General features: G+C 66.1%; 17 protein-coding genes and 1 tRNA gene. 13 read left to right on the top strand and 5 right to left on the bottom strand.

Annotated elements, in window-relative coordinates:
• The first annotated feature begins 15 nt into the window (after positions 1-15).
• The gene (locus tag D2N39_RS05440; protein WP_119133742.1) at positions 16-1,041 is read left to right on the top strand and encodes an LLM class flavin-dependent oxidoreductase; all 1,026 of its coding nucleotides are present in this window, start codon (positions 16-18) and stop codon (positions 1,039-1,041) included.
• Between the two features lie 55 nt (positions 1,042-1,096).
• Here D2N39_RS05440 and D2N39_RS05435 read toward each other — a convergent pair.
• A tRNA-Arg gene (locus tag D2N39_RS05435) sits at positions 1,097-1,173 on the bottom strand.
• 182 nt (positions 1,174-1,355) lie between these two features.
• Positions 1,356-2,768, bottom strand: coding sequence for a sensor histidine kinase (locus tag D2N39_RS05430; protein ID WP_119133967.1), 1,413 nt, complete (start codon positions 2,766-2,768; stop codon positions 1,356-1,358).
• A gap of 267 nt (positions 2,769-3,035) precedes the next feature.
• Here D2N39_RS05430 and rpmH point away from each other — a divergent pair, with 267 nt between their 5' ends.
• The 3 genes from rpmH to yidD all read left to right on the top strand — a co-directional run bounded on the left by rpmH (position 3,036) and on the right by yidD (position 3,986).
• A complete protein-coding gene (rpmH, locus tag D2N39_RS05425; protein WP_054302507.1) occupies positions 3,036-3,170 on the top strand; it encodes a 50S ribosomal protein L34 in 135 nt (44 codons plus the stop codon).
• Positions 3,171-3,213: 43 nt separating this feature from the next.
• Positions 3,214-3,642: a ribonuclease P protein component gene (rnpA, locus tag D2N39_RS05420; RefSeq protein ID WP_119133741.1), complete on the top strand. Its 429-nt coding sequence runs from the start codon at positions 3,214-3,216 to the stop codon at positions 3,640-3,642.
• Between the two features lie 86 nt (positions 3,643-3,728).
• Positions 3,729-3,986, top strand: a complete 258-nt coding sequence (yidD, locus tag D2N39_RS05415; protein ID WP_119133740.1) for a membrane protein insertion efficiency factor YidD — start codon at positions 3,729-3,731, stop codon at positions 3,984-3,986.
• Positions 3,987-4,058: 72 nt separating this feature from the next.
• On the opposite strand, the gene D2N39_RS05410 is transcribed toward yidD, so the two are convergent.
• Complete coding sequence (locus D2N39_RS05410; RefSeq protein WP_119133739.1) at positions 4,059-5,006, bottom strand: L-threonylcarbamoyladenylate synthase; 948 nt, start codon at positions 5,004-5,006, stop codon at positions 4,059-4,061.
• 116 nt (positions 5,007-5,122) lie between these two features.
• Here D2N39_RS05410 and D2N39_RS05405 point away from each other — a divergent pair, with 116 nt between their 5' ends.
• The 5 genes from D2N39_RS05405 (at position 5,123) to D2N39_RS05385 (ending at position 9,276) form a co-directional block, all read left to right on the top strand.
• Positions 5,123-6,823 carry an acyl-CoA dehydrogenase gene (locus tag D2N39_RS05405; RefSeq protein ID WP_119133738.1) on the top strand — a complete coding sequence of 567 codons (1,701 nt, stop codon included), beginning with the start codon at positions 5,123-5,125 and terminating at the stop codon, positions 6,821-6,823.
• A 2-nt stretch (positions 6,824-6,825) separates the two neighbouring features.
• On the top strand, positions 6,826-7,860 hold the full coding sequence (locus D2N39_RS05400) for an MBL fold metallo-hydrolase (RefSeq protein WP_119133737.1): 1,035 nt from the start codon (positions 6,826-6,828) through the stop codon (positions 7,858-7,860).
• Entirely contained in the window at positions 7,857-8,345 is a 489-nt protein-coding gene (locus D2N39_RS05395; protein WP_119133966.1) for a DUF6173 family protein, read from the top strand. Before D2N39_RS05400 ends, D2N39_RS05395 begins: the two co-directional genes overlap by 4 nt.
• 73 nt (positions 8,346-8,418) lie before the next feature.
• Positions 8,419-8,553: an aa3-type cytochrome c oxidase subunit IV gene (locus D2N39_RS05390; RefSeq protein ID WP_119133736.1), complete on the top strand. Its 135-nt coding sequence runs from the start codon at positions 8,419-8,421 to the stop codon at positions 8,551-8,553.
• 87 nt (positions 8,554-8,640) lie between these two features.
• The gene (locus D2N39_RS05385; RefSeq protein WP_119133735.1) at positions 8,641-9,276 is read left to right on the top strand and encodes a sortase family protein; all 636 of its coding nucleotides are present in this window, start codon (positions 8,641-8,643) and stop codon (positions 9,274-9,276) included.
• A 12-nt stretch (positions 9,277-9,288) separates the two neighbouring features.
• Here D2N39_RS05385 and D2N39_RS05380 read toward each other — a convergent pair whose 3' ends face one another.
• Entirely contained in the window at positions 9,289-9,588 is a 300-nt protein-coding gene (locus D2N39_RS05380; RefSeq protein ID WP_407645535.1) for an AzlD domain-containing protein, read from the bottom strand.
• Positions 9,589-9,638: 50 nt separating this feature from the next.
• Positions 9,639-10,343 carry an AzlC family ABC transporter permease gene (locus D2N39_RS05375; RefSeq protein WP_119133733.1) on the bottom strand — a complete coding sequence of 235 codons (705 nt, stop codon included), beginning with the start codon at positions 10,341-10,343 and terminating at the stop codon, positions 9,639-9,641.
• A 94-nt stretch (positions 10,344-10,437) separates the two neighbouring features.
• Here D2N39_RS05375 and mobA point away from each other — a divergent pair, with 94 nt between their 5' ends.
• The 4 genes from mobA to pheT all read left to right on the top strand — a co-directional run bounded on the left by mobA (position 10,438) and on the right by pheT (position 15,148).
• Complete coding sequence (mobA, locus tag D2N39_RS05370) at positions 10,438-11,019, top strand: molybdenum cofactor guanylyltransferase MobA (protein WP_119133732.1); 582 nt, start codon at positions 10,438-10,440, stop codon at positions 11,017-11,019.
• Entirely contained in the window at positions 11,007-11,843 is an 837-nt protein-coding gene (locus D2N39_RS05365; RefSeq protein WP_119133731.1) for a hypothetical protein, read from the top strand. Before mobA ends, D2N39_RS05365 begins: the two co-directional genes overlap by 13 nt.
• Positions 11,840-12,421: a GNAT family N-acetyltransferase gene (locus tag D2N39_RS05360; RefSeq protein ID WP_119133730.1), complete on the top strand. Its 582-nt coding sequence runs from the start codon at positions 11,840-11,842 to the stop codon at positions 12,419-12,421. The genes D2N39_RS05365 and D2N39_RS05360 overlap by 4 nt, the downstream gene beginning before the upstream one ends.
• Positions 12,422-12,730: 309 nt before the next feature.
• Complete coding sequence (gene pheT, locus D2N39_RS05355) at positions 12,731-15,148, top strand: phenylalanine--tRNA ligase subunit beta (RefSeq protein ID WP_119133729.1); 2,418 nt, start codon at positions 12,731-12,733, stop codon at positions 15,146-15,148.
• The last annotated feature ends 38 nt before the right edge of the window (positions 15,149-15,186 follow it).

Raw genomic sequence — 15,186 nt, 5'->3', positions numbered from 1 at the left:
AACAGGAGGCAGACCATGGAATTCGGTCTTGATACTTTCGGCGACGTGACCCGTCGCCCCGATGGCCGCCTGAAGGCGCAGGACGAGGTGCTGCGCGATGTGGTGGCCGAAGCGGTGCTGGCCGATCAGGTGGGTGTCGATGTGATCGCCCTCGGCGAACATCACCGCGACGATTTCGCCATTTCGGCACCCGAGATCCTCTTGGCCAATATCGCCGCCCGGACGAACAGCATCCGGCTGGCAACCGGGGTCACGGTGCTGTCCACCGACGATCCGGTCCGGCTGTATGAACGCTTCTCGACGCTGAACGCGATCTCGGGCGGGCGGGGTGAGGTGATCCTTGGCCGCGGCTCGTTCACCGAAAGCTATCCGCTGTTCGGGCATGACTTGCATGATTACGAGATGCTGTTCGAGGAAAAGCTGGATCTCTTCGCCGCCGTCAACAAGGGCGGGCCGGTGAACTGGAAGGGCCGTCACCGCCCTGCGCTGAAGGTGGAGGCCGTCTATCCCCCTGCCGGACCGCAGGGCATTGCGGCATGGATCGGCGTCGGGGGCAGTCCCGAATCGGTGGTCCGCGCCGTGCGTTATGACATGCCCATGATGCTGGCCATCATTGGCGGCGACCCGCGACGCTTCCGGCCCTTCGTGGATCTTTACCACGACGCCTATGCCCAGATCGGTGGCACCGCCAAACCGCTCGGTGTGCATTCGCCCGGCCTGATCGCGGATACCGACGAGGCCGCGCGCGAGGCTGCCTTCATCGGCTACAAGGCCCTGCATGACCGGCTTGGCCGCGAACGCGGCTGGTCGCCGATCACCAGGGCGGCGTTCCTGCACGAGGTCGAACAGGGCAGCCAGTATGTCGGCAGCCCCGAGACCGTCGCACGCAAGATCGCCGGCACGGTGAAAGCGCTGGGGCTGAACCGCTTCAGCCTGAAATACTCGGCCGGCACGACCCCGCACGAAGACCTCCTGCGCTCGGTCGAGCTTTACGGCACCCGCGTCATCCCGCTGGTGCGCGACATGCTCACCGAAAGCTGAGGCCAAAAACGCAGAAAGCCGACCCGAAGGTCGGCTTTCTTGCGATCTTAGTAAATGGCGGACCCGGAGCGATTCGAACGCCCGACCCTCAGATTCGTAGTCTGATGCTCTATCCAGCTGAGCTACGGGTCCGCTGTGAGGGGGGATTTAGCCCCAGCGCCGGGGGGATGCAAGGGCGAAAAAGCGGAAGATGACAACTTTGTTTCGCGGCGCCTTTCCAAGCCTTGCAGCATTGGGAAAATCGCTCGGGCCAAGGCGCGCGCCCTACCACTGACAACCAGAGCTGTGGCCATGATGGCAGAATCGGCAGGGACTCAGCCCACCATTTCCTCGGCATCCAGCCCCCCCGCCCGCGGCAGGCGGATCAGGAATTCCGTCCCCTCCTCGTCGCTGCGGACCAGATCAAGCTGCCCGCCATGGCCGCGCACCAGTTCGGCCGCGATGGCAAGACCGAGACCCGCGCCCCCTTTGCGCGCCGATCCCTGAAAGGCACGGAACAGGTTGTCGCGCGCCTTGGGCGGCAGGCCGGGTCCGGTGTCGCCGACGCGGATCCACCATGCGGTTTCGTCCTCGCCCGCAGAAATCTCGATCGTGCCGCCGCGCCCGGTCGCGTCGATCGCCTGTCGGGCATTGCGCACCAGATTGGCAACCACGCGGTAAAGCTGCTCGGCATCCGCCCGCACCACCAACCCCGGCGCCGTGTCGATCAGACAGGCGGGCTCTGACTGCGCAGACAGTCCCTCGCCATCCGCCACATCCTCCAGCATCGGCCGCAGCGCAAACCGCGCCAGCCGGGGCGGATGCTCCTCGGCCTTGCCGAAAGCCAGCGTCGATTCGCACAGGTTCACCGCGCGGGTGATCGAGTTCACCAGCTTCGGCGCAGACCGCGCCACCGCCGGATCGGCGCTTTGTTCGATTCTGTCCGCAAACAACTGCGCAGAAGTCAGGATATTCCGCAGGTCATGACTGATCTTGGCAACCGCCCCACCAAGCTGCGCCAACCGTTCCTTCTGCCGGAACGCGGCAATCAGGTCTGTCTGCATCCGTTGCAATGCCTCTTCGGCGTCGCGCAACTCCACCACCCGCGCGGTGGGCGTGATGACATAGCGCGCATCCTCCGGTGCCGAGGCATAGGCCTGCATGTGCCGCACCACCCGCCGGATCGGCACCACCAGAAGGCGCCGCACCGCCAGAAACAGCATCGCCGCCGTGATGACCGAAATCAGCGCCGACAGGAAAAGAATGCGCAGACCATAATCATACATCTCGGTCCGCAGGGGCCCTTCCCGCAGGGTAATCTCGATCAGCAACCCCGCCTGCTGCACCGGATTGCCGATCACCCGGATGATCCGGTCCTCCGGTGTCGCCAGCACCGCCAGCGCATCGCGGATCAGTTCAAACGACCCATCCATGCGCAGGTCGAATGTCGCCGCCACCGGCTGCGGGATCTCGGACGACAGCACAAGCTGGCGCACCTCGTCACGGCGCAGCACCACGTTGAACACCCCTGCATTGTTCAGCAGCTCCTGTTCCAGCTCCGGCGTGATCATCCCGTCATTGGCCAGAAGCGCCAGCGAAGCGATCTGCGCCTTCTCCAGCCTCAATTGCAGGTAATCCAGCCGGAACCGCGCGATGGAGGGTACGAAAATCAGCACCTCCGCCAGCATGACGAAGGCCACGGTCAGCAGCAGGAACCGCCCCGAAAGGGTATTGAGGATGCGGCTGATCAACTTCCGCACGGCACGCCTGTCTCCGCTTGCGGCGGTTTGCCCGCCCTTGTCCAGCACTAGCAAACCCGCACGGCCGAATACAGCGCCATATATGCCTGTCATTCCCCCCTGAAACCCCGGCCGACCCCGGATTCCCGCGAAAAAACACCCCATGCGGAATTGACTTGCCCGCGCGCCCTGCGTAAAGGACGGGCCTCAGTTGCCGCGGCCCTCGAATCTTTCGGGGTTCGGGCTGCATATTACCGCCGTTACTGGAGAGCCGCGATGAAGCGCACTTACCAACCGTCGAACCTGGTTCGCAAGCGCCGCCACGGGTTCCGCGCCCGCATGGCCACCAAAGGTGGTCGTCTTGTGCTGAATGCCCGTCGCGCCAAGGGCCGCAAGAAGCTGTCGGCTTAAGACAGGCTGGCCCCCGTCTCGGGGTCGCTTTGAAAGATCTGACATGACACCGCCGCTGGCAGAGGAAGCAAACCGCACGACCGGGGCTTCCGAAAGCTTCGCGGCGGTTTCATCATGCGCCTCTTACACGATCCTTGCCAAGCGCGCCGATTTCCTGCGCGCTGCACAGGCACGGCGTCAGGGCACGGGCGGCTTCCTTCTGCAAGCGCGCGAGCGTGGCGATGGCCGCCCCGACATCCGCGTCGGCTTCACCTGCTCGAAAAAGATTGGCAATGCGGTGATGCGCAACCGCGCCAAACGCCGCCTGCGAGAGATCGTGCGCGCCGTCCTGCCCGGCCTCGCCCGCCCCGGCTGGGACTACGTTCTGGTCGGACGCCCTGCGGCTACGATCTCCCGCGATTTCGCCATGCTGAAAGCGGATCTGACGCAAGCCCTGTCACAAATCCACCGCCCGCCGCGCCCCAAGGCCTGAACAGGGCAAACTGCCCTGCCCTTGCTTCTTGCCCAAATACTCATATCTCCCGGTCACAGCCCGAATTCCGGCCCGAGACCTTGCCCATGTCGCCGCTCGCCCAGATCCTCGCCCTGCCGGTCCGCGCTTACCGGTTGCTGCTTAGCCCCTGGGTCGGCCATGGCTGCCGGTTTCAGCCCACCTGCTCGGCCTATGCGCTGGATGCGCTTGCCCGTCACGGCGGGGTCAAGGGGGGCTATCTGACAGTTCACCGCATCTGCCGCTGCCACCCATGGGGCGGATCGGGCTACGATCCGGTCCCCGGTGCCGATCCCGAACACGATTGCACAAGGCACCAGCCCTGAAACCTTCCGTGGCAACGCCTTTCGCAGGGGCTCGATGCCCCGGAGAAAGGCGCCCCGTGTCAGGCACATATATCAGGGGCGCGGCGCGGCGGCGCGGCGCAGGCGGTCATTGATCGCGCGGCCAAGGCCCGTCCCGGGCACCGGGGCGAAGGCAATCGCGCCGCCCGGACCAGCCCGCGCATCGGCCTCGCGCAAAAGATGGAACAGCCGCGCTGCGGCTTCCACCAGATCGCCACTTTCGGACAGGCTCAGATCACCAGCCACCGCCCCGAAACCCACCAGCACCTCGCCCGGCAGCGCCTCGGTCGCGTTCAGCCGCACCCGTGCCTGCGGCGCGTAATGCGAGGCGAGCTGCCCCGGCGCCTTGGGCTGCGCCGGATCACCCGGCAGCACCAGCGGCCCCCCCAGAACGGCCTCGATCGCCTCCACCGTCACCCCGCCGGGGCGCAGCAAAGCGGGCGGGCCGTCGAGGCCCAGAATCGTGCTTTCCACCCCCACAGCACAGGCGCCGCCATCCAGCACAGCCTCGATCCGGCCTGCCAGGCCTGCCATCACATGCGCGGCCCGCGTCGGCGATACTCGCCCCGAGGGGTTGGCCGAAGGCGCCGCCACCGGCAGCCCGGCCGACTGCAACAGCTCGCGCGCCACCGGATGCGCCGGAACCCGCACCGCCACCGTGGGCAGCCCCGCCGTCACCAACGGCGACAACCCCGCCCCTTCGCGCAGCGGCAGCACCATGGTCAGCGGCCCCGGCCAGAAGGCCACCGCCAGCGCGCGCGCCTCGGGCGTCAGCACCGCATAGCGCCCGACCGCTTCAATATCCGGCAGATGCACAATCAAAGGATTGAAAGACGGGCGATTCTTCGCGGCATAGATCCGCGCCACCGCGCGATCATCGCGCGCATCCCCGGCCAGCCCGTAGACGGTTTCGGTCGGCATCGCGACCAGTCCGCCGGCGCGCAGCACCCCGGCGGCCTCGGCGATCCCTTCTGACGTGGCGGCGATAAGGCGGGTTTCCATGGTTCGTGACGCAGCGTTGATGTTGAGGCGGTTTGACCTTGCGTTAATCTCGCCCCCGACAGATGACCCCAGATAGACCCGCGCGCCCCGGTTGCCAAGCGCGGGAAGGAGGATAGATGCCCTACCGTGCCCCGGTTTCCGAATTCCGTTTCGTTCTTGACCAGGTGGTCGGCATGGATCAGGTCGCCGCGACCGATCTTTTTGCCGAAGCGACACCCGAAACGGTCGAGGCGATTCTCTCCGAAGCAGGCAAGCTCTGCGAAACCGTGCTGGCACCGCTGAACCGTGCGGGCGACCTGACGCCGGCGAAGCTGGAAAACGGCGTGGTGCGCACCTCGCCCGGTTTTGCCGAGGGCTACAAGGCCATCACCGAAGGCGGCTGGGTCGGCATGGCGGCCAGCCCTGATCACGGCGGCATGGGCCTGCCGATGTCGCTGACCACCGCCGTAAACGAAATGATCGGTTCCGCCTGCCTGTCGCTGCAACTCAACCCGCTGATGACGCAAGGCCAGATCGAGGCGCTGGAGCATCATGCCTCGGACGCGATCAAGGAGCTTTACATCCCGAAACTGATCTCAGGCGAATGGTGCGGCACCATGAACCTGACCGAAGCGGGCGCCGGGTCGGATGTGGGCGCGCTGCGCACCAAGGCCGAGCGCAATGGCGACGGCACCTATGCGGTGACAGGGCAGAAGATCTTCATCACCTGGGGCGACAATGATTTCGCGGGCAATATCTGCCACCTCGTGCTGGCCCGTCTGCCCGATGGTGCCCCCGGAACCAGAGGCATCAGCCTCTTCATGGTGCCGAAATTCATTCCCGATGAAAACGGCAATCCCGGCAAACGCAACAGCCTTGGTGTCGTCAGCCTTGAACACAAGCTGGGTCTGCACGGCTCGCCCACCGCCGTCATGCAATATGACGGCGCGACCGGCTGGCTGATCGGGGAAGAACACAAGGGCATGGCGGCGATGTTCACCATGATGAACAACGCGCGGCTTGGCGTCGGCATGCAGGGCGTTTCTGTCGCCGAAGCGGCGTTCCAGCATGCGCTCGCCTATGCGATGGACCGCAAACAGGGCAAAACGCCGCTGGGCGCCACCGCCATCGTCGATCATGCCGATGTGCGGCGGATGCTGGGGCAGATGAAGGCCGAAACCTTTGCCGCCCGCGCCATCGCGCTGGCCTGCGCGGTCGCCATCGACATGGGACGCGCCACCGGCAACGCCGACTGGCAGGCCCGCGCCGCCCTTCTGACGCCCATCGCCAAGGCCTATGGCACCGACATCGGAAACGAAGTCGCCTATCTGGGCGTGCAGGTCCACGGTGGCATGGGCTTCATCGAGGAAACCGGCGCCGCGCAATTCAGCCGCGATGCCCGCGTGACCGCGATCTACGAAGGCACCAACGGCATTCAGGCCATGGATCTGGTCGGCCGCAAGATGATGGATGGCGGCACGGCGGCCTACCGCCTGCTGCAAGAGATCGAGGATCACGCCAGCGAGGCGCGCGCCTCGCTGGCCGATCTGGCGGGCGATGTCTGGGCGGCGGCCGAGGCACTGCGCGAGGCGACGGAATGGCTGGTCGCGCAAGAGGCCAATGATCGCAACGCCGGCGCCGTGCCCTATCTGCGCGCCTTCGCCCGCGTGCTGGGCGGGCATTACCACCTGAAGGCCGCGCTGGCCGATGCGTCGCGGCAGCCACTGGCGGCCTTTGCCATCAAGCGGCTTCTGCCCGAACATACCGCGCTGATCGCACAGATGCGCGAAGGGGCGGCGGGGCTTTATGCCCTCACCCCCGAGGCGCTGGCCTCGTGAGCATGGATACCCGCAGCACCGGACTGCGCTATCCGTTCGAGCCGCCCGCGCCGGGCGGTTCGGTCGAAATTGCGGAAGGTGTGCTGTGGCTGCGGCTGCCGCTGCCGATGGCGCTGGATCACGTCAATGTCTATGCGCTGGACGATGGCGACGGCTGGACACTGATCGACACCGGGCTGGATACCCGGCGCGCACGGGCCGAATGGCTCGCACTGCTCGACGGGCCGCTGGCAGGCCACCCGGTGCGGCGGGTTGTGGTGACGCATCACCATCCCGACCATATTGGTCTTGCCGGATGGTTCATGGCACGCGGGGCAGAACTTGTGACCACCCGCACCGCCTGGCTTTATGCCCGGATGCTGACGCTGGACGAACAACCCGCCGCCACGGCGGAACAGCTTGCCTTCTGGCGCGGTGCCGGGATGGACCCGGCGCTGCTGGAAAAGCGCCGCACGGAGCGGCCCTTCAACTTCTGCGATGTGGTGCATCCGCTGCCGCTGGGCTTTACCCGCATCGCCGAAGGCGACAGCCTGACCATGGGCGGGCGGCGCTGGCGGGTGCATTGCGGCGATGGCCACGCCCCCGAACACGCGACCTTCTGGAGCGAGGCCGATGATCTGGTGATCGGCGGCGACCAGCTCCTGCCCTCGATCTCGCCCAATATCGGGGTCTACCCGACCGAACCGCTGGCCGATCCGCTGGGCGAATGGATCGACAGTTGCCGCCGCTTCGCCACGCTGGCCGAACCACGGCATCTGGTGCTGCCCGGTCACAAGCTGCCCTTCACCGGCCTGCCGCTGCGGCTGCGTCAGCTAGAGGAAAACCACGACAGCGCGATCGACCGGCTTCTGGCGCATCTGGACCAGCCGCGTACCGCGACAGGCTGTTTCCCCGTCCTGTTCCGGCGCAGCATCGGTGAGGGCGAATATGGCCTCGCAATGGTGGAAGCCATGGCCCATCTGACCTACCTTCTGCACAGGGGACTTGCGAAACGCGACCAGTCCCCGGAAGGGAACTGGATGTGGAGCCGCGCATGATCGACGAAATCGCTACCTCGGCCGAGGTGCTGGAAGCCAGCGCCCTGCCCTGCGCCCACGTTGTCCATGCCGACCCGGACGCACCGGAAACGGCGGAACAGCAACCCCTGCCGGCCGCCGTGGCGCGCAAACCTGTCGATCAGAAAAGCCCGGCGGAATGGGCTTATGAACGGCTGATCCTCTATATCCGCAACTTCGAAGGCCAGCTTGATGCAAAGCACGAGGTGGCAATGGGCTTCGCTGGGGGCGAGGTCGGCGTATTGCGGATTGAAGGGCTGGGCTATTTCGACCCCGACCTGATCACCTTCTACGGGCGCGACGAGGACGGGGCAAAGATGCAGCTTGTCCAGCATGTGACCCAGCTGAATGTCGCGCTGCGCGCCATTCCACGCGAGATGCCGGACGCCCCGCCGCGCCGCATCGGCTTTCGCCTCGCGCAGGATTGGGACGAAACCGACACGCAACACCCCGCCCCCGAAGCGTGACACGGGGAGGTGACAGCCCCCCGTGAATCGGGTATCGGGTTGGAAAATCACGGCAGATCCGGGAGACGCACCTATGGCCGAACACAAGCATGGCAGCATGGACATCCGCGAACATGAAAAGACCTTCGCGGGCTTCATCCGCATGTCCACCTGGGGCGCCGGCATTTCCATCTGTGTCCTGATCTTCATGGCGCTGGCCAATTCCTGACAGCGCCCTCCGGCGGATCGGGCCAGAGGGGCACGCCCCGGCCCGGTTCTGACCTTTTCTGCCTGACATCCCCGAAGGAGCGCCCCCATGCGCCGCCATCTGCTTTGTGTTGCCCTTGTCGCAACCCTGTCCGCCTGCGGCGCCGCCGAGCCGGTCTGGGCGCCGGATGAGGCCGTCGCCAAGGCGCGTTATGTGCATGACGGCCCGCCCGCAATCACGCTTTTCACGGTGATCAGCACGCGAAACGGTTCGGGCGCGCATGCGGGGCTGATGATCAACGGGTCACAGCGCATCATGTTCGACCCGGCCGGAAGCTGGAAGCTGCCGCGACTGGCAGAACGCAATGACGTGCATTTCGGCATGACCGACAAGATGGTCAATTTCTACATCGACTATCACGCCCGCGAAACCTACTACGTCGTCGAACAGACCAAGGTCGTCTCGCCCGAGGTGGCGCAGATCGCCATGCAGCGCGCGATGTCCTATGGCGCGGTTCCCAAAGCGCAATGCACCAATGCCGTCTCGGCGGTTCTGAAGGGTGTGCCGGGGTTCGAAACCCTGCCACACACCTGGTTCCCCAAAAAGCTGATGGAAGCGTTCCGCGAACTGCCGGGCGTAACCGAACGCAAGATCACCGACGATGACGCCGACGACAATCATGGCGTTCTTCTGGTGCAGGCAGGCGATCCCCGTCTGGCCGAAAAAGCCGCTGCCGCCCAGTAAGCCGCAGCAAGCTCAGCCCAACAGTAACGGCAGACCGAACAGCACCGCAACACCCGCCCCGATCGAGGCGAGCGTGTTGCGGGTGATTACCCCCGCCATCACCGTCATCACCGCCGCCGCAAGCCGCACCGGATCGGGTTCACCGCCCGTTGCCGCAGGCCACAGCACGGCAGGGGCTACCAGCCCCGGAATGACTGCCATTGGCGTATACCGCAGCAGACGCAGCACCATGGGCGGCAGGGGACGCGCACCGATCACCCCCAGAAAGGAAAAGCGCAGCCCGAATGTCGCGGCCCCAAGTGCCACGATCATGGTCCAGAGCTTCCATTTCACTGCAATGATCTCGGGCAGTTGATCGGGACTCATGCGCGTTTCTCCATCAGGGTTTCGACCAGCGCGCCCACCGCCATGGCCGCAGCCGAGGCGACCAGCAGCCCCGAAGAATAGGGCATCCACCACAGGGCCAGCGTCCCCCCGACCGACACAAGCGCGGCAGCGTAATGCGCGGGCGTGCGCAGGACCGGGGCAATCATCGCCAGAAAGGCGATGGGCACCGCGAAATCAAGCGCGAGGTCGGACGGAATCGCCTTGCCAAAAGCGGCCCCGCCCCATGTGGAGAGATACCAAAGCGGCACAACAAGGCTGACCGTGCCAAAGAAATAGGCCACCTTCTCGGCCACCGGGCGGCCGGGATGCCGGGTGAACTCGGTAATGGCCGCGACATAGCTCTGATCGACCAGAAGGTAGGAAATCAGCGCCCGCTGCCACAGCTTTGCCGGGCCAAGATGTGGCGCCAGCGAGGCGGAATACATCGCCATCCGCAGGTTCACCGCGGCGGCGGTGAAGATCACCACTGCCAGCGGCGCGCCGTCCTGCATCAGTTGCACCGCCGCGAATTGCGCGGCACCCGCGATGACGACGACCGAAAAGGCCATGGTCTCGAACACCGTCATACCGGCGCTGGTGGCGACCACGCCGAACAGCGTTCCAAACGGGCCGATGACCAGCACAAAGGGCAAGGAGGCGGCACAGCCGCGCAGGAAAGCAGCGCTCAGGGGCGAAGACATGGGAGGTCCGGGTGTTGTGGAGGAACCGGCTTTACCGGCCCGTGCAGAAGGCTTAGGGCTTTGCGGGGCGGGCTGCAACCCGAGGGAGAGGGTCATGCGCATCGACGGGGTTATCCTAGCGGGCGGCGCCGGGCGGCGCATGGGCGGGGCCGACAAGGCCCTGTTGCCGCTGGCGGGGCAGCCGCTGATCCTGAACGCCATCGCCCGGCTGGAGCCGCAGGTGCAAGCCTTGCGCATCTCTGCCAATGGCGATCCGGCACGGCTGGCGTTCACCGGGCTACCCGTTCTGGCCGACGATGTGTCGCAAGGGCCGCTCTCTGGCATTCTGGCGGCGCTTGAGGCCGCCGGGGATGCCGATGCCGTGGTCAGCGTGGCGGTGGATACGCCGTTCTTCCCTGGCGATCTGGTGCCTCGCCTGTGGATGGCCGCCGATGGCGGGCTGGCCTATGCAGAATGCAGCGGCCGGGCGCATCCGACCTTCGCGCTCTGGCCCATGGCCTTGCGCGGCGCGCTGCGCGACTGGCTGTCCTCGGGTCGGGCGCGGATGATGGATTTCTGCGCGGCCCATGCCGCCTCTGCCGCCCCCTTCCCCGGCGGCACGCCCGACCCGTTCTTCAACCTCAACACCCCTGAAGACCTTGCCACGGCAGAACGGGCCATCCGATGCGCGGACTGAACATCGCCGTGGTGGACTGGTCGGCGGCCAGCCGCCCCACACCCGCACGCGAAAGCGCCGATGCGATCTGGATCGGCCTTTGCACCGACAGGGCCGAGCGGCAGATCTATTGCCGCACAAGGGCCGAGGCCGAAGCACGGATCATCGCGGAAACCGCAACCGGCAACTGGCTGGTCGGGTTTGACTTTCCGATGGGCTATCCCGCAGGTTTCGCCGCACGACTGACCGGCAAGGCCAGCGCCCGCAACCTGCATGACTGGCTGGAGCGCGCAGTGCAGGATGCCCCCGACAATGCCAACAACCGCTTTGAGGTGGCGGCGGCAATCAACCGGCATCTGGGTGGCCCCGGCCCGTTCTGGGGCTGCCCTGCAACGGTCAATCTGCCCGGCCTTCCGCATCGTAAGACGGTCGATTACCCGGCCCTCGGCCTTGCTGAACGGCGCGCGGTGGAACGGTGCATTCGCAGCGCGCAGCCGGTTTGGAAGCTTTATACCACTGGCTCTGTCGGCTCTCAGGCGCTGACCGGCCTGCCGGTGATCGCGCGTCTGGCCCGCCGCGCCGACACGACGGTATGGCCTTTCGAACCGCCCGCCCGCGTCACACTGGCCGAGGTTTACCCCTCGCTGCTGGCCGTCGAGGTGCGGGCTGAAGGCGACAGCGTGAAAGACCGCGCGCAGGTGCGGCTACTGGCCCGCGCCCTGCACCGGCTGGCCGCCGCCGGGCGCCTGCCCGAAATGCTTGATTGCCCGCCCGAAGCGCGCCCGGAAGAGGGCTGGGTGCTGGGCGCCGGGCATGAGGCGCTTCTGTCAGGCGCGATCCGATGAGCCCGCGTCTGACCCTTGGCATCGCCCCCCAGCACCGCGCCGAGGCGGCCCGCCTTTACTGGCAGGCGTTCAGCGACAAGCTGGGCCGCGTGCTCGGCCCCGAGCCGCAGGCGCTGGCCTATCTGGACCGGGTGATCCGCGCCGACCATGCCATCGGCGCGGTGGAAAGCGACAGGCTGTTGGGCCTTGCCGGGTTCAAATCCCCCGCAGGCGGCTTTGCCGATGGCAAATGGTCGGACCTGCGCGCCATTTACGGCCTGACCGGCGGTGCATGGCGGCTGGCCTTGCTGGCGGCCCTTGGCAACGAGGTAGACAACCGGCGCTTTCTGGTGGACGGGATCTGCGTCGCCGAAGCGGCGCGCGGCCGGGGCGTCGGCAGCGCCCTGATCGAAGGGCTGTGCGATCTGGCCCGACAGCGCGGTTATGACGAAGTGCGGCTGGAAGTTGTGGACACCAATACCCGCGCCCGTGCCCTTTACGCGCGGCGGGGCTTCCGGGGCACGGCCGTCATGCGGCTTGGCCTGTTGCGTCACGCTTTCGGCTTCACGGCTGCGGAAACCATGATCCGCCGCCTCTGAACGGCCGCCGATCGAATTATGGCAACACCGATACTGTCGCCCCCGCCCGGCATATACAGGCCATCACCAGCAAAATGGTCAATCCCATAAGAACCGCAAGGCGTTGCGGCCGGGGCTGCGGGCGGTCCTGCGGGATTTCAAGCCAGTTTTCCATCTGCCCCGATTACACCACATTTTAACCACAATCATTAACAACACCGCTCCACGCAATGGACAGCCCGTTTCCAGCGCGGAAACCCTCCGCTCGGCACCCTTCCCCTTCGCGCCGCGATGCGCTAAGGCCAAGGCGCGAAAATCAAGAGGCGTGCCATGAAATTCACCCTGTCCTGGCTGAAGGATCATCTTGAAACCAGCGCGACGCTGGACGAGATCCTGACCGCGCTCACCGATCTCGGCCATGAGGTCGAGGAGGTCGAGAACCCCGAGGACAAGCTGGGCGCCTTCCGCATCTGCCGCGTGATCGAGGCGGTGCAGCACCCCAATGCCGACCGACTGCGCGTCTGCCGCGTCGCTACCTGGCCGAACGGGCCGGAAGGCGCGATGGAGGAGGTGCAGGTGGTCTGCGGCGCGCCGAATGCGCGCACCGGCCTCGTGGGCGTGTTCGCCCCCACCGGCACCCATGTTCCCGGCACCGGGGTGGACCTGAAACCGGGCAATATCCGCGGCGTTGACAGCAACGGCATGCTGTGTTCGGAACGCGAGCTGGAATTGTCGGACGATCACAACGGCATCATCGACCTGCCCGAGGATGCGCCGGTGGGCGTGCGCTTCATCGACTGGAAGGGCGTCAATGACCCGATGATCTATGTGAAGATCACGCCCAACCGCCCCGACGGGCTGGGTGTGCGTGGCCTTGCCCGCGATCTGGCGGCGCGGGGGCTTGGCACGCTGAAAGCCCTAGACATTCCGGCGATCAAGGGCAGCTTCGCCTCGCCCGTCGGTGTAAAAATCGACGACAGCCTGAAAGCCAAGGGGTGCCCGTTGTTTGCGGGCCGCACCATTCGCGGCGTGAAGAACGGCCCCTCGCCCGACTGGATGCAGGCGCGGCTGAAGGCGATCGGGCTGCGGCCGATCTCGGCGCTGGTTGACATTACCAACTATTTCACCTTCGGGCTGAACCGCCCGCTGCACGTGTTTGACGTGGCCAAGGTGAAGGGCGATCTGCGCATCCATCCGGCGGCGGGCGGCGAAGAGCTGCTGGCGCTGGACGGCAAGACCTATACGCTGAAACCCGGCATGATGCTGATTTCCGACGACGCCCAACCCGAAAGCCTTGCCGGCATCATGGGGGGAGAGCTGTCGGGCTGCACCGAGGACACGGTGGATGTGTTCCTCGAATCCGCCTTCTGGGACCCGATCACCATTGCCACCACCGGCCGCGCGCTGAAGATCAATTCGGAGGCGCGCTATCGGTTCGAACGCGGCGTGGACCCGGCCTTCACCCTTCCGGGGCTGGAACTGGCGACGCAGATGATTCTTGATCTCTGCGGCGGCGAGGCGTCGGAAATCGTGGTCGATGGCGCCGTGCCGGATACCGCGCGCAGCTATCGCTTCGATGCGAAGCGTGTCGAAAGCCTTGTCGGGATGGAAATCCCCGAGGCTGATCAGCGCGCCACGCTGGCGGCTTTGGGCTTCACCCTGACCGGCGATCAGGCCGCCCCGCCGTCGTGGCGCCCCGATGTGCAGGGCGAAGCCGATCTGGTGGAAGAGGTCGCGCGCGTCGCCTCGCTGTCGAAACTGGTGGGCAAGCCGATGGCCCGCGCCCTGCCGGGCGTGCCAAAGCCGATCCTGACCCCGCTGCAAACCCGCGAAAAGGCCGCGCGCCGCACCATTGCGGCGCTGGGCTATAATGAATGCGTGACCTACAGCTTCATCGACCAGACGGCAGCGGCGGCCTTTGGGGGCGGCGCCGATGCGGTGAAGGTGGACAATCCGATCTCGTCGGAAATGACGCATCTGCGTCCTGACCTGCTGCCGGGCCTGCTGCGCGCAGCGGCCCGCAATCAGGCGCGGGGTTTCGTGGATCTCGCGCTGTTCGAGGTTGGCCCGGTGTTTTCAGGCGGCGAACCCGGCGAACAGGCGACCGTGGCAACCGGCCTCCTGATCGGGTCTTCGGCGCCGCGCGATCCCTATGGCTCGCGCCGCCCGGTCGATGTGTTTGACGCCAAATCCGATGCCGAGGCCGTGCTGGCGGCCATCGGCGCGCCGGCCAAGGTGCAGATCAGCCGCAAGGTGCCGGGCTGGTTCCATCCCGGCCGGTCGGGCGTGATCGGGCTGGGGCCGAATGTGCTGTGCACGTTCGGCGAGGTGCATCCGCGCATCCTGCAAGCCTTTGACGTGAAAGGCCCGGCCGTGGCCTTCACCGTGCAGGTCGCCAATGTGCCGCAACCCAAGGTCAAGACGCCGACCCGCCCGGCACTGTCGATTTCGGACCTGCAAGCGGTGGAACGCGATTTCGCCTTTGTGGTGGATGCGGGCGTCGAGGCGCTGACGCTGGTCAATGCCGCCGCCGGTTCCGACAAGGCGCTGATCGAAAGCGTGCGCGTCTTCGACCAGTTCACCGGCGAAAAGGCCGAGGCGCAAATGGGTGCGGGCAAGAAATCGCTCGCCATCACCGTGCGCCTGCAACCACAGGACGCCACGCTGACCGACAAGGATATCGAAGCGGTCTCGGCCAAGATCGTCGAGAAGGTCGCCAAGGCGACCGGCGGCACGCTGCGCAAGTAAGCTGCACAAACCCAACGAAAAGGGGCGCCCGCGGCGCC

It is taken from the genome of Gemmobacter lutimaris (assembly GCF_003570715.1).
GTDB classification, from domain to species: Bacteria; Pseudomonadota; Alphaproteobacteria; order Rhodobacterales; family Rhodobacteraceae; genus Gemmobacter; species Gemmobacter lutimaris.
Note: the sequence above shows the minus strand (reverse complement) of the source record. Positions and strands in the feature narration are given on the sequence as shown.